General features: G+C 67.0%; 9 protein-coding genes. 4 read left to right on the forward strand and 5 right to left on the reverse strand.

The window, feature by feature from the left end:
- The first annotated feature begins 59 nt into the window (after nt 1-59).
- On the forward strand, nt 60-1574 hold the full coding sequence (locus ACQY4V_RS15120) for a YifB family Mg chelatase-like AAA ATPase (RefSeq protein ID WP_428513036.1): 1515 nt from the start codon (nt 60-62) through the stop codon (nt 1572-1574).
- On the opposite strand, the gene ACQY4V_RS15125 is transcribed toward ACQY4V_RS15120, so the two are convergent.
- From ACQY4V_RS15125 to rsmI, 4 genes are read right to left on the reverse strand one after another with little or no spacing between them, the layout of a single operon-like run.
- Nucleotides 1552-2448 carry an alpha/beta hydrolase gene (locus ACQY4V_RS15125; protein ID WP_428513038.1) on the reverse strand — a complete coding sequence of 299 codons (897 nt, stop codon included), beginning with the start codon at nt 2446-2448 and terminating at the stop codon, nt 1552-1554. The two genes, ACQY4V_RS15120 and ACQY4V_RS15125, sit on opposite strands and share 23 nt — an antisense overlap.
- Nucleotides 2445-3380, reverse strand: coding sequence for a glutathione synthase (gene gshB / locus ACQY4V_RS15130; RefSeq protein ID WP_428513040.1), 936 nt, complete (start codon nt 3378-3380; stop codon nt 2445-2447). Before gshB ends, ACQY4V_RS15125 begins: the two co-directional genes overlap by 4 nt.
- A 58-nt stretch (nt 3381-3438) precedes the next feature.
- Nucleotides 3439-3828 (reverse strand): YraN family protein, encoded by a 390-nt coding sequence (locus ACQY4V_RS15135; RefSeq protein WP_428513042.1) that lies wholly within the window; start codon nt 3826-3828, stop codon nt 3439-3441.
- 60 nt (nt 3829-3888) lie between these two features.
- Nucleotides 3889-4743 (reverse strand): 16S rRNA (cytidine(1402)-2'-O)-methyltransferase, encoded by an 855-nt coding sequence (rsmI, locus tag ACQY4V_RS15140; RefSeq protein ID WP_428513044.1) that lies wholly within the window; start codon nt 4741-4743, stop codon nt 3889-3891.
- A gap of 86 nt (nt 4744-4829) precedes the next feature.
- Between rsmI and ACQY4V_RS15145 the strand changes: the two genes are divergently transcribed.
- Both ACQY4V_RS15145 and ACQY4V_RS15150 read left to right on the forward strand, forming a co-directional pair.
- Nucleotides 4830-6014, forward strand: coding sequence for a penicillin-binding protein activator (locus ACQY4V_RS15145; protein ID WP_428513046.1), 1185 nt, complete (start codon nt 4830-4832; stop codon nt 6012-6014).
- 22 nt (nt 6015-6036) lie between these two features.
- Nucleotides 6037-8802, forward strand: coding sequence for a [protein-PII] uridylyltransferase (locus tag ACQY4V_RS15150; protein WP_428513048.1), 2766 nt, complete (start codon nt 6037-6039; stop codon nt 8800-8802).
- A gap of 448 nt (nt 8803-9250) precedes the next feature.
- Here the strand turns inward: ACQY4V_RS15150 and ACQY4V_RS15155 are convergent, their stop codons facing one another.
- The gene (locus ACQY4V_RS15155) at nt 9251-11326 is read right to left on the reverse strand and encodes an FAD-dependent oxidoreductase (protein WP_428513050.1); all 2076 of its coding nucleotides are present in this window, start codon (nt 11324-11326) and stop codon (nt 9251-9253) included.
- Nucleotides 11327-11635: 309 nt separating this feature from the next.
- Here ACQY4V_RS15155 and murJ point away from each other — a divergent pair, with 309 nt between their 5' ends.
- Nucleotides 11636-13174, forward strand: a complete 1539-nt coding sequence (gene murJ / locus ACQY4V_RS15160) for a murein biosynthesis integral membrane protein MurJ (RefSeq protein ID WP_428513052.1) — start codon at nt 11636-11638, stop codon at nt 13172-13174.

A 13174-nucleotide genomic window follows, 5' to 3' on the forward strand; every position in this document is an offset into this window, starting at 1 on the left:
CCATTCCTAAACCACTGGCGCGCTATCCGTTAACCATTCTCACGGGAACGGAGTCCCCCATGGTCGCCCGCGCCTATACCGTCGCCTTCGAGGGCGTCGAGGCCCGCCAGGTCGAGGTGCAATGCGCCGTCACCCCCGGCGTCCCGGCCTTCTCGCTCGTCGGCCTCCCCGACAAGGCCGTGTCCGAGGCGCGTGACCGCGTCCGCACGGCGCTGTCGTCGATGGCCATCGCGCTGCCCAGCAAGCGCATCACCATCAACCTGTCGCCCGCCGACATGCCCAAGGAAGGCAGCCATTTCGACCTGCCCATCGCGCTGGCCCTGCTGGCGGCGCTCGAAATCATCCCCCCCGATGCGGTCGAAGGTACGTGTTCTTTGGGCGAGCTCTCACTCGACGGCTCGCTCATCCCCGTCATCGGCGCGCTCCCCGCCGCCATGGCCGCCGCCGAGGAAGACCGCACGCTGCTCTGTCCCAAGGGTTCAGGGGCCGAGGCCGCCTGGGTCGGTGCCACCCAGGTGATCGGCGCCGCAACACTCGCCGACGTGGTGCGCCACTACACCGGCCAGTCGCCCCTGCCCCCGGCAGAACCGGGCGAGGTCACGGCGGATGTCTCGGGCCGCGATCTGCGCGACGTCAAGGGCCAGGAACGCGCCAAGCGCGCGCTGGAAATCGCCGCAGCGGGCCGCCATCACCTGATGATGGTCGGCACGCCCGGCTCCGGCAAATCCATGCTCGCGGCGCGCCTGCCCGGCATCCTGCCGCCCCTCACGGCGCCCGAGGCGCTGGAAACCTCGATGATCCACTCCCTCGCCGGGCTGCTGACCGAGGGTGGCATCAACCGCACAAGGCCTTTCCGCGAGCCGCACCACACCGCTTCCATGGCCGCCATCGTCGGCGGCGGGCGGCGGGCAGGCCCGGGCGAAATCAGCCTTGCCCATAACGGCGTGCTCTTCATGGACGAATTTCCCGAATACCCCCGCGCCGTGCTCGAAACCCTGCGCCAACCCATCGAGACGGGCGAAGTGGTCGTCGCCCGCGCCAACGCCCATGTCCGCTACCCCTGCCGTTTCCTGCTTGTGGCCGCCGCCAACCCCTGCAAATGCGGCTACCTGCCCGACCCGGCCCGCGCCTGCGCCCGCGTGCCCCAATGCGGCGAAGATTACATGGGCCGCATCTCCGGCCCCCTGATGGACCGTTTCGATCTGCGCATCGAGGTCCCTCCGGTCAGCTTCACAGACCTCGACCTGCCCCCCTCGGGCGACAGCTCAGCCCAGGTGGCCGAGCGGGTCGCGACGGCGCGGGCGGTACAACAATCCCGCTTCAGCGATCACGCCGACATGCGCCTCAATGCCGATGCCGAAGGCGAGGCCCTGGAAGAGATCGCCACGCCCGACACCGAGGGCCGCGACCTTTTGAACGCCGTGGCCGAACGCATGGGCCTTTCGGCGCGCGGCTACCACCGCGTCCTACGCGTGGCGCGCACCATTGCCGATCTCGACGGCTCCGACTGCGTCCGCCGCCCCCACGTGGCCGAGGCCGTCAGCTACCGTCTTATGTCGATGAAAGAGACCTGATCCAATCCCCCAGATCCGCCAGCGTCTCGCGCCCCTCGGGCAGCATGTTGTGAAAAAGCGGCCAGACATGCGGCAGGTCGTGTTCGACCACCTCGGTCACCTCCACGCCCTCGTCACGCAAATGCGCCGCCATGCGGATCGTGTCGTCGCGCAGCACTTCGGTGTCGCCCACCCCGATCCACACCGGCGCGGCACCCTTGAAATCGGCAAAAAGCGGCGAGACGCGCGGGTCTTTCGGGTCCGCGTCCCCAAGATACCACTCGCACATCTCCTCGGCCCGCTCGATCGGCAGAACCACTTCGCTCTCGGCGTTTTCCCGGATGCTATCGCCCGAAAAGGTCAGGTCTGTCACCGGCGACAGCGCGATGCACCCCTTGGGCTGCGTCAGCCCCTCCCGCGTGATCTCCGCCAGCACCGCCAGCGCCAGGCATCCCCCCGCGCTGTCGCCCGCCAGCACCACGCCGCCGGGCCGGTCCATCACCGCGCGGTAGGCCGCCATGCAATCGTCGAACGCCCCCGGAAAGGGCGTCTCCGGCGCCAGCCGGTATTGCACCAGCGCCGCCGGCGCCCGCGCCTCGCGCGACAGCGCCGCCAGCATCTTGCGATAGACCCGCGGGCTGCCGAACACGAAGCCGCCACCATGGAAATAAAGGATCAGCGGCCCGTCTTCGCGCCCCACGCCCAGGGCCCAGGTCCACAGCACCGGCACGTCGGCCAGCTCGTCCTCGGCCACCGAGGTGCCGCGCGGCGCGTGGAACAGAAACTTCGCCTTGGTCTCGAAGGAGCTGCGCGCCTTGGCGACCGTGGCCTTGCGCAAATGCGGCTTCTCGGTCAGCCGCAGCCACCGGTTCAGCAGTGGCCGCATCGCGCTCATACGCGTTTCGCCTCGATCGCGTCCCAGATTTTGCCGGCCACATTGATCCCGTCGAACCGCTCAAGCTCCTGGATGCCGGTGGGCGAGGTCACGTTGATCTCGGTCAGGTATTGCCCGATCACGTCGATCCCGACAAAGATCTGCCCCGCCTCGCGCAACCTCGGCCCGATGGTGGCACAGATCTCGCGGTCCCGGTCGGTCAGCGCCACCTTCTCGGGCCGCCCGCCCACATGCATGTTCGACCGCACCTCGCCCTTGCCGGGCAGGCGGTTGATCGCCCCCACCGGCTCGCCATCCACCAGGATCACGCGCTTGTCGCCGTCCTTGATCTCGGGCAGGTATTTCTGGACGATCAGCGGCTCGCGGCTGAACCCGGTGAACATCTCGTGCAGGCTCGAAAGGTTCCGGTCGCTCTCGGGCAGGTGGAACACCCCCGCCCCGCCATTGCCGTAAAGCGGTTTCAGGATCACGTCGCCATGCTCGGCCTTGAACGCGCGGATGGTATCCAGATCGCGCGCAATCGCCGTGGGCGGCATCAGTTCCGGAAAATCGAGAATCAACAGCTTCTCGGGAAAGTTCCGCACCCAGAACGGATCGTTCACCACCAGTGTCGTGTCGCGCACCCGCTCCAGCAGATGCGTCGTGGTGATGTAGAACATGTCGAAGGGCGGATCCTGGCGCAGCCAGACCACGTCGAACTCCGACAGGTCCGCGACGCGCTCCGCGCCCAGGCTGAAATGATCGCCCTTCACCCGCTGCACGGTCAGCGGCCAACCCCGCGCGGTGATCCGCCCCCGGTCATAGGCCAGCTTGTCCGGCGTATAGTAGAACAGGTCGTGCCCCCGCGCCTGTGCCTCCTCGGCCAGGCGAAAGCTGCTGTCCCCGGCAATGTCGATCCCGCCGATCGGATCCATCTGAAAGGCAATCTTCATGGGCCATCCCCGTCCTCTTGCTGCCCTCTACATGGGCCAAGCACCGACAGGGATCAATTCAGAAATGCCCGAACGCGTTTTCCATCACGGTGACAGCGCCCTGCCCGTCCACGACCGCCAGGTCGAAACGCACCTCGCTCAACTGGCCATCGGGCGTCTGGCCCAGATATTCCGAAGCCGCCACGTGAATGCGTTGCATCTGCGCCGGACGCAGCAGCGCCATCGCGCTGTCGACAGTGTCCGACGCCTTCACCTCGCAGAACACGTAGACGCCGTCATCGAGAAAGATCAGGTCGATTTCGCCGCCCTGACCCCGCCAGCGCGTTTCCAGCAGGTCCACGCCGCGACGGTCATACTCAAGTGCCACGGATTTCTCGGCAGAGACCCCCTTGTGATAGGCACGTTGCCCGCGTTCCCTGCGCCTTTGCAGGATGGTGTCGCATGTCATTCCGGTTCACCTTTCGTCACCAAACCTTTCGCATCAGACATCAAAACATCTAATTTTCCCCTAACCGCTCAATTCCAGCGCCCTCTGGTACACGACCCGCCGTTTCAGCCCCAGCCGCGCCGCCACCGTATCGGCCGCATCCCGCACGCTCTGCGTCTCCAGCGCTTCGTTCAGCGCCGTGTCGAGGTCCTCGCCGCTGCCGGCCGCGGCCGCGCCGCGCTCGATCAGCACCACGATCTCGCCCTTGATCGGCTGCGCCTCCAGCCGTCCGGCCAGCTCGCCCAGCGTGCCGCGCAGCACCTCCTCGAACTTCTTGGTCAGTTCCCGGCAGACCGCCGCCTGCCGCTCGGCGCCCAGTATCTCGACCGCGTCGCGCAGCATCGCCGCCACCCGCTTGGGCGATTCGTAGAACACCAGCGTTCCCGGCACGCCCGCCACCTCCCGAAGTGCGGATTTCCGCTTGGACCCGCCCGAGGGCAGGAAGCCCGCGAAAAAGAAACGGTCGGTCGGCAGACCGGCCACGGTCAGCGCCGTGACCACCGCCGACGGCCCCGGCGCCGATATCAGCGGAAAGCCCTCGGCCACCGCCGCCCGCGCCAAGTCGTACCCGGGGTCCGCCACCATCGGCGTGCCCGCCTCGGACGCGTAAACCACTGATTTTCCCTGCTCCAGCGCCGCCATCAGGCGCGGGCGGGCGCGGTCGCCATTATGGTCGTGATAGGACACCAGCGGCCTGTCGTTCAGCTTGACCCCATGGATTTCCATCAACCGCCGCAGGCTGCGTGTGTCCTCTGCGGCCAGCACGTCGGCGCTGGCAAGGATGTCCAGGGTCCGCAACGTGATATCCCGCGCGGCGCCAATCGGTGTCGCCACAAGGTACAGCCCGGGCGCAAGGCTCTGCTTGTCGGGATTCATCACTGGACCCGCCTCTCTGGACGTCTATTATCGTGGCCAACTGCGCCGTCCACCCGGACCGCGCGAAAGAAGGAGTTCATACCCCGATGTTTGCCGTTTTCGATGCCGTCCGCAAGCCGTTCCACCGACTTGCCCTTCTGGCCACTATCCTGCTGCTTGCCGCCTGCGACACCGGACTCCCCGGCGCCGGCGGCAACAGCGGCCAGCGGATCGACCCCGGCGCCGCCGTGCCGGTTGCTCTTCTGGTCCCGCATGGCGCCTCCAATCCGCAGGAACAGCGCCTGGCCCGCGACCTGGAAAATGCCGCCCGCATGGCCGTCGCGGACCTGTCGGGCGTGAATATCGACCTGCGCGTCTACGGCACCGCCGGAAACGCCGGCAAGGCCCAGCAGGCGGCACTCACTGCCGCCGCCGACGGCGCCAAGATCATCGTGGGCCCCCTGCACGCCGAATCCGCCAATGCCGTGGCCGTCGCCATGGCGCCCAAGAACATCAACGTATTGGCCTTTTCCAACAACCCGACCATCGCGGGCGGCAACCTGCTGATCCTCGGCCAGACCTTCCAGGATACCGCCAACCGCCTCACGGGCTATGCCGTCGGCCAGGGCAAGCGCCGCATCATGACCGTGCATTCGCGCAACCTCGCCGGAGAGCTGGGCCGCGACGCCATCGCTCAGGCGATCCGCGCCAACGGCGCCACCTCGGCCGGCGTGGTGAACTACGAGTTTTCCCAGGGCGGGGTCGTGGGCGCCGTGCCCTCCATCAAGGAAACCGCGCAAAGCAACAGCGCCGACGCGATCTTCCTGACCGCCAACGCCGCCGGTGCCCTGCCGCTCTTTTCGCAGATGCTGCCCGAGGCGGGGCTGTCCCCGGCCGAGATGCAGTATATCGGCCTGGCCCGCTGGGACGAACCGGCCCAGACGCGCACGCTTCCGGGCGTTCAGAACGGCTGGTTCGCCATCCCCGACCCCCGGCGCGCCAACCAGTTCGCCTCGCGCTTCCAGGCGGCCAACGGCGGTGCGCCGCATGATCTTGCCGGTCTCAGCTACGATGCCATCGCCGCCATCGGCGCGCTGGCGAAATCGGGCCGCGCCGATGCCCTGTCGCGCTCCAGCCTGACGCAGTCGTCCGGCTTCCAGGGCGTGAACGGCATCTTCCGCTTCCTGCCCAACGGCACGACGCAGCGCGGCCTGGCTGTGGCCACCATCCGCAACCAGCAGGTCGTGGTGCTGTCGCCCGCACCCGCCAGCTTCGGCCGCGCGGGGCTCTGATCCCGCGCGCCCGGCCCACGTCATGAAGGACACGCTGACGCCGCCGGACGCGCTGATCTGTCCGGCAGAGGTCATTTTCGACCAGGACGCCGTGCTCGCGCGGATCGAGACCGCGCGCGAGGCCGACCCGTCCGACGCCGCGGCCCTGCGCCGCGAGGCGGTCGCCGCCACGCGTGACGCCATGACGTCGGGCTATGCGGCCATCGCCGAGGCACTGCGCCAGACGCCGTTCGCGGCGCGCGAGGCGACCCGCGCCTACACCTGGCTGACCGATTGCGCCGTGATGACCGCCCTGCAGGTGGCCAGCCGCCACCTGCACCCCCTGCCCAACCCCACCGAGTCCGAACGCCTGACGGTGTTCGCCGTGGGCGGCTATGGCCGGGGGGAAATGGCCCCCTTCTCGGACGTGGACCTGCTCTTTCTCACGCCCTACAAGATCACCCCCTGGGCCGAGAGCGTGATCGAAAGCACGCTCTACATGCTGTGGGACCTCAAGCTGAAGGTCGGCCACGCCAGTCGCACGATCCGTGAATGCATCCGCCTCGGCACCGAGGATTTCACCATCCGCACCGCGCTTCTGGAAAAGCGCCTGCTCTACGGCGACGACAGGCTTGCGGCCGATCTCGACCACCGCCTGCGCAACGACCTCTTCAAGGGCTCCGAACGCGAATTCGTCGAGGCCAAGCTGGAAGAGCGCGACGCCCGGCACGAAAAGCAGGGCGAACGCTACATGGTCGAGCCCAACGTCAAGGAGGGCAAGGGCGGCCTGCGCGACCTGCAATCGCTGTTCTGGATTTCCAAGTACCTCTACCATGTCGACGACGTGTCCGATCTGGTCGGGCACGGCCTCTTCATGGAAGACGAGTTCGAGACCTTCCTGAAGGCCGAGAATTTTCTCTGGGCCACCCGCTGCCACCTGCACCTCGTCACGAACCGCGCGACCGAACAGCTGACCTTCGACCTCCAGGTCGAGGTGGCCGAGCGCATGGGCTACAAGGATCGCGCCGGGCGCCGTGCGGTCGAGGTCTTCATGCAGGAGTATTTCCGCCACGCCACCGCCGTCGGCGACCTGACCCGCATCTTCCTGACCAAGCTGGAAGCGGCGCACGTCAAATCCGAGCCGCTGCTGCAACGCCTCTTCACCCGCAAGCGCAAGCTCAAGGACGGCTACAAGGAGATCCATGGCCGGCTGGGCATCGTGGATGAAAAAGACTTCCTGTCCGATCCGCTCAACCTCTTGCGCATCTACGAAGAGGCCCTGCGCACCGGCCTGCTGATCCACCCCGACGCCATGCGGCTGGTGACGGCCAATCTCGACCTCATCACCGAAGGCTTTCGCGACAAACCCGAGGCGCAGAAGCTCTTTCTCGGCCTGCTTCTCAAGCACGGCAATCCCGAACGCGCCCTGCGCCGCATGAACGAGCTTGGCGTGCTCTCGGCCTTCATCCCCGAATTCGAGCCGATCCGCGCGATGATGCAGTTCAACATGTATCACAGCTACACGGTGGACGAGCACACGATCCAGTGCATCAGCCAGCTGTCGAAGATCGAGCGCAAGGAACTGACCGAGGACCTGCCCATCGCGTCGTCCATCCTGAAGGAGGGCGTGAACCGCAAGGTGCTCTACGTGGCCCTCCTTTTGCACGACATCGGCAAGGGCCGGGACGAGGATCACTCGATCCTCGGCGCCCAGATCGCCCGCCGCGTCGCCCCCCGGCTGGGGCTGAAACCGAGAGAGGTCGACACGGTGGAATGGCTGGTGCGCTATCACCTGCTGATGTCCGACATGGCCCAGAAACGCGACATCGCCGACCCGCGCACCGTGCGCGACTTCGCCAAGGCGGTGCAGACCCGCGAGCGGCTGGACCTTCTGTGCGTGCTGACCGTCTGCGACATTCGCGGCGTCGGCCCGGATGTGTGGAACAACTGGAAGGCCTCGCTCATCCGCGCGCTCTACCGCCAGACCCGCCGCGCCATGGAAGGCGGGCTCGAGGCGCTCAACCGCGAACAGCGCGGCACCGAGGCCAAGCGCAACCTGCGCGAGGCGCTCTCCGATTGGGACGCCAAGGCGCTCAAGGCGGAACTTGACCGGCACTACCCGCCGTATTGGCAGGGCCTACACGTCACCGCGCATCAGGATTTCGCCTTGCTGCTGCGCGACATCTCGGAAAACGAGGTGCGCATCCAGCTGACCCCGGACGAAGACCGCGATGCCACCCGCGTCTGCTTCGCGCTGGCCGACCACCCCGGCATCTTCAGCCGCATGTGCGGCGCGCTGGCGCTGGTGGGCGCCAACGTGGTGGATGCGCGCACCTATACCACCAAGGACGGCTATGCCACCGCGGCCTTTTGGATCCAAGACGCCGAGGGCAGCCCCTACGAGGCCGACCGCCTGCCGCGACTGACCCAGATGATCCACAAGACATTGCGGGGCGAGGTGGTGGCCCGCGACGCCATGCAGTCGCGCGACAAGATCAAGAAACGCGAACGCGCCTTCCGCGTGCCGACGCATATCACCTTCGACAACGAAGGCTCGGAGATCTACACGATCATCGAGGTCGACACCCGCGACCGCCCCGGCCTGCTCTACGACCTGACGCGCACGCTCAGCAACGGCAACGTCTACATCAATTCCGCCGTCATCGCGACCTACGGCGAACAGGTGGTCGACACGTTCTACGTCAAGGACATGTTCGGCCTGAAATTCCACTCTCCGGCCAAACAACGGGCGCTGGAACGCAAGCTGCGCCAGGCGATCTCGGAAGGAGTGGAACAGGCGATCAGCTGAGGCGCGGCGCGCGCGTCTGCTGCGCTGGAGGCAGGCGGGAAAGTATCGCCCGCCGCGGACTTTTCTGCCGTTCAAGACGGAGGCGATCGTTAGCCCCTGGGGTGGCGATCCGACGACAATTCTGAAGCACTTTATGCCTGCCAGAGCCTTCCCCAGAATGATCGGTGCGCCCGGCCCCCGCCAAATCGCCAGCCCATGGGAGGGGCTGACGATGGCCGGGCCGCTTCGCGGCTGTTAACCGGCTGGGGGCTCAAACCCAATGTCTCACAAGCGCTCAAAGCCGACATTCGCCGCGCGTGTCGAGAAGGACCGGAATAGCCCCAAAGCACTCGTTGCACTCCAACTCCACCGCAGGGTCCTGCAGACACCATTTCCTGCGCAGGAAATGACCGTGAAAATACGCATTTTCACGCCCGGAATTTTCAAAAAATTCCGGTCCGCGCCCCGATCACCCCTGCGACAGATCCACCCGCTCGCCCCGGCGCGGCGGGTCGACCTGCGCGCCCGTCACCGTCCGGGCAAACGCATGCCCGGCATGGACCGCCGCCGCGATGGTGCCGGGACAATAACAATCCCCGATCCGCGTCACCGCCCTGATCCCCGCCGCGTCCCAGTCCGCCTCGTGCTCCTTCAGGTTGCTCCACAGCGCGTCATTGGGCACCCGCGACGTCACCGGCACCAGCGTGGCGCAGGGGATCTGCCGCCGCGCGTCGGAATAGATGCAGGCCAGCTCCAGCGTGCTGCCGTCGCCGTCGGCGACCTTGTGCAGCGGCACGATCGTCACGCCCAGCTGGATCAGCCGGGCCTGGATGCGCGCCTGCTCCAGCGTGTTCTCGGTCCAGGGCGCGACGATGGGCGATGGCGTCACGAAGACCACCTCGCGCCCGGTCTGCACGGCAAGCTCGGCCAGGATGTTGCCCAGGTAATACCCCTCGTCGTCAAAAATCACGATCGGCCCCGTTCCATCGTCCTGCTCGAACCCGCCCTGCATCGCGCTTTCGGGCGACAGCACCGGCAACGCCCCGAACGCCGCGACCGGCAGGCGGTGCGTGCGCCCAACACCATCCAGCCGCCAGCTGGCCCCGGTGGCCAGCACCACCTGCCCGATGCCGTACTCCAGGATATCCGATGAACTCAGCCGGCTTTGCAGGTAGAGATCGGCCGCATCCTTCTGCTGCAACTGCCACAGCCGCCAGTCGCGCACCCGGCCCCATTCGGCCAGCCCCGGCAGCGCGCTCTCGATGGCCACGCGCCCGCCCCAGGCGTCGCTTGCCTCGGCCAGCACCACCTCGTGGCCCGCCGCGACCAGCCCGCGCGCCGCCTCCATGCCAGCCGGCCCGCCGCCCACGACCAGGAACCGCTCCGACGCCACCTTGTCGCCGGTCATCACCTCCGGGTGCCAGCCGCGCCGCCATTCCTCTCCCACCGTCGGGTTCTGGGTGCAGCGCATCGGCATCATCAGGTTGTCGCCCGACACACAGATATTGCACCCGATACACTCGCGAATGTCCTCCAGCCGCCCTTCCTCGATCTTCTTCGGCAGGAACGGATCGGCAATCGAGGGCCTTGCCGCGCCGATCAGGTCCAAGTGCCCCGATTTCACCAGCCGCACCATCGTGTCGGGCGAGGTATAGCGCCCCACACCCACCACCGGCTTCGTCGTCACCGATTTGACGAAAGCGGTGTAGGGCTCCTGATACCCCTCCTTGGCAAATCGCGCCGTCTGGCTGTCATTCGACCAGTCCGAGATGTTGACGTCCCAAAGGTCCGGCTCCTCGGCCAGCGCCGCGATGATGTCGCGCCCCTCGACCTCGTGGCGCAGTCCCTCCTCGCCCATCAACTCGTCCACCGCCAGCCGCACCGCGATGGCGCACGTGTCGCCGACGGCCTCCTTGGTGTCGGCCAGCACCTCGCGGAACAGCCTCAGCCGGTTCTCGAAGCTGCCGCCGTATTCGTCGCTCCGGTGATTGTGCCGCGCCAGCAGGAAATGCTGTAACAGGGTCATGTCGTGCCCGGCATAGACGTAGATGATGTCGAACCCGGCCCGCTTGGCCCGCTTCGCCGCGTCCACATGCCAGCCGCGGAACGCCTTGATGTCGGCCTTGTCCATCCCGCGCGCCTGCCACGGATCGCCCCAGTCGCTGGGCGTGTGCGACGGCGCCAGCATCGGCTCGCGCGAATACCGCCCGGTGGCATGATGCCCGTTATGCGCCAACTGGATCGCCGCCAGGCTGCCATGCGTCTGAACGGCCTCGGCCATCAGGCGCAGCGCCGGAATGTCCCCGTCATCCCACAACCGCCCCTCGTTGGCGGGCGTCAGGTCGGAACTGGGATGGATCTCGGTCTCCTGGGTCGACACCACGCCCCAGCCACCCTCGGCCTTCACGCCGCGATGCGCCGCCTCGGCCTGCGGATAGCGATGCCCCATCCCGGTGCAATGTGGCACCTGGTAGAACCGGTTGCGCGTGGTCTTCGGCCCGATCTTCACCGGCTCGAACAGGATGTCATAGGGCGAGGACGTCATAGCGGCACCTTCCGGTTTGGGTGGGGTTGCCCGGCACGCTATCACCCTCGTCGCCGGGCGCCAGAGCCGAATATCCGGCAAACGCGCCGCGCGGCCCGGTCACGAACGCGCGCGTCCCCGACACGCGAAATGTCCACCAACACGATACCACTCGGATACCGACGCGATACCGACGTGCCAAAAACGGCTGAATATGGCCGTTAATCCCCGATTCGCAGCGCACAGCTCCCCTGCACCGCAGACCGGCCTTCCCCCGCCCCCGGCAATCGGCTAATGCTCTTGAAAACAAGGCAGACGCAGGCACCGCACATGAAACCCATCCGCCTTCTCTCCGGCGTCCTGACCGTGGGCGTCTGGACCCTGGCCAGCCGGATCCTGGGCTTCGTGCGCGACGTCATCATCGCCAACCTTATCGGCCCCGGCGTTTTGATGGACGCCTATGTCGCCGCCTTCCGCCTGCCCAACATGTTCCGCCGCTTCTTTGCCGAGGGCGCGTTCAACGCTGCCTTCGTGCCGATGTTTTCCAGGCGGCTGGAGGCCGACGAGGACCCCATCGGCTTTGCCCGGCTGGCGCTCTCGGGCCTCGGCTTCGTCCTGCTGATCCTGACCGCGCTGGCGATGATCTTCATGCCCGCGCTGGTCTATGCCACGGCCGAGGGCTATTACGGCGATCCGCGCTTCGCCATCACCGTCGACTATGCGCGGGTCACCTTCCCGTATATCTTCTTCATCTCGCTCGCGGCCCTGTTTTCCGGGGTTCTCAACGCCGCCGGACGCTTCGCCGCTGCCGCCGCCGCACCCCTCATCCTGAACGTTCTGCTGGTCGGCGCGATGATGATCACGCACTACATGGGCGGCCCCGTGGCCGATGCGCTGATCTGGACGATCCCCTTCGCCGGCGTGGCGCAGCTGGTGCTGGTCTGGATCGCCGCCGACCGTGCCGGGATGCGCATCCGGCCCACCCGCCCCCGTTGGACGCCCGAAATGTCCAGGCTGGTGCGCGTCGCCGTCCCCGCGGCCCTTGCGGGCGGCGTGGTGCAGATCAACCTTGTGGTGGGCCAGCTCGTGGCCTCGAACACCGAAAGCGCCGTCAGCTGGCTCTACGCCGCCGACCGCCTGTACCAGTTGCCTCTGGGGGTCGTGGGCATCGCCGTCGGCATCGTCCTTCTGCCTGACCTGTCCCGCCGCCTGAAGGCCGAGGATCACGAAGGCGCGCGCCACGCCTACTCCCGCGCGGCCGAAATCTCGCTGGCGCTCACCGTGCCCTGTGCTGTGGCGCTGATGGTGATTCCGCTGCCGCTCGTGTCGGTGCTGTTCGAGCGCGGCAAGTTCGATGCCGACGACACTGCCGCCACCGCACTTGCGGTGATGATCTACGGCCTGGGCCTGCCCGCCTTTGTGCTGCAAAAGGTGCTGCAACCGCTCTATTTCGCGCGGTCGGACACGAAAAGACCGTTTCATTACGCCGTCATAGCGATGATCGTGAACGCCGCGCTGGCGGTTGGCCTCTCCTATCTCGTCGGATGGTGGGCGGCGGCCATCGCCACCACGGCCGCAGGTTGGGCCATGATCTGGCTTCTGGTGCGCGGTGCGCGCGGCTATGGCGAGGTCGCGCGCTTCGACGACCGGTTCCGCCGCCGAATATGGCGTATTCTTCTGACCTCGCTCCTGCTCGGCGTCGTGCTCTGGGGTCTGCAAGTGCTCATGACGCCGTTCTTCGGGCTTGATGGCTGGCGCTGGCTGGCACTCCTTGTCCTCATCCTGCTCGGCAGCCTGACATATTTCGCACTTGGCCAGCTTCTGGGCGCCTTCCGCATCTCGGAGTTCCGCAAGGCGGTCCGCCGCTGA

Source organism: Roseovarius sp., assembly GCF_965277045.1.
Lineage (GTDB): Bacteria > Pseudomonadota > Alphaproteobacteria > Rhodobacterales > Rhodobacteraceae > Roseovarius.

Excerpts from the sequence above, each read along its gene's own strand:
- ACQY4V_RS15120 (WP_428513036.1), top strand. The coding sequence starts at position 60 with ATGGTCGCCCGCGCCTATACCGTCGCCTTCGAGGGCGTCGAGGCCCGC.
- ACQY4V_RS15125 (WP_428513038.1), bottom strand. The coding sequence starts at position 2,448 with ATGAGCGCGATGCGGCCACTGCTGAACCGGTGGCTGCGGCTGACCGAG.
- gshB (WP_428513040.1), bottom strand. The coding sequence starts at position 3,380 with ATGAAGATTGCCTTTCAGATGGATCCGATCGGCGGGATCGACATTGCC.
- ACQY4V_RS15135 (WP_428513042.1), bottom strand. The coding sequence starts at position 3,828 with ATGACATGCGACACCATCCTGCAAAGGCGCAGGGAACGCGGGCAACGT.
- rsmI (WP_428513044.1), bottom strand. The coding sequence starts at position 4,743 with ATGAATCCCGACAAGCAGAGCCTTGCGCCCGGGCTGTACCTTGTGGCG.
- ACQY4V_RS15145 (WP_428513046.1), top strand. The coding sequence starts at position 4,830 with ATGTTTGCCGTTTTCGATGCCGTCCGCAAGCCGTTCCACCGACTTGCC.
- ACQY4V_RS15150 (WP_428513048.1), top strand. The coding sequence starts at position 6,037 with ATGAAGGACACGCTGACGCCGCCGGACGCGCTGATCTGTCCGGCAGAG.
- ACQY4V_RS15155 (WP_428513050.1), bottom strand. The coding sequence starts at position 11,326 with ATGACGTCCTCGCCCTATGACATCCTGTTCGAGCCGGTGAAGATCGGG.
- murJ (WP_428513052.1), top strand. The coding sequence starts at position 11,636 with ATGAAACCCATCCGCCTTCTCTCCGGCGTCCTGACCGTGGGCGTCTGG.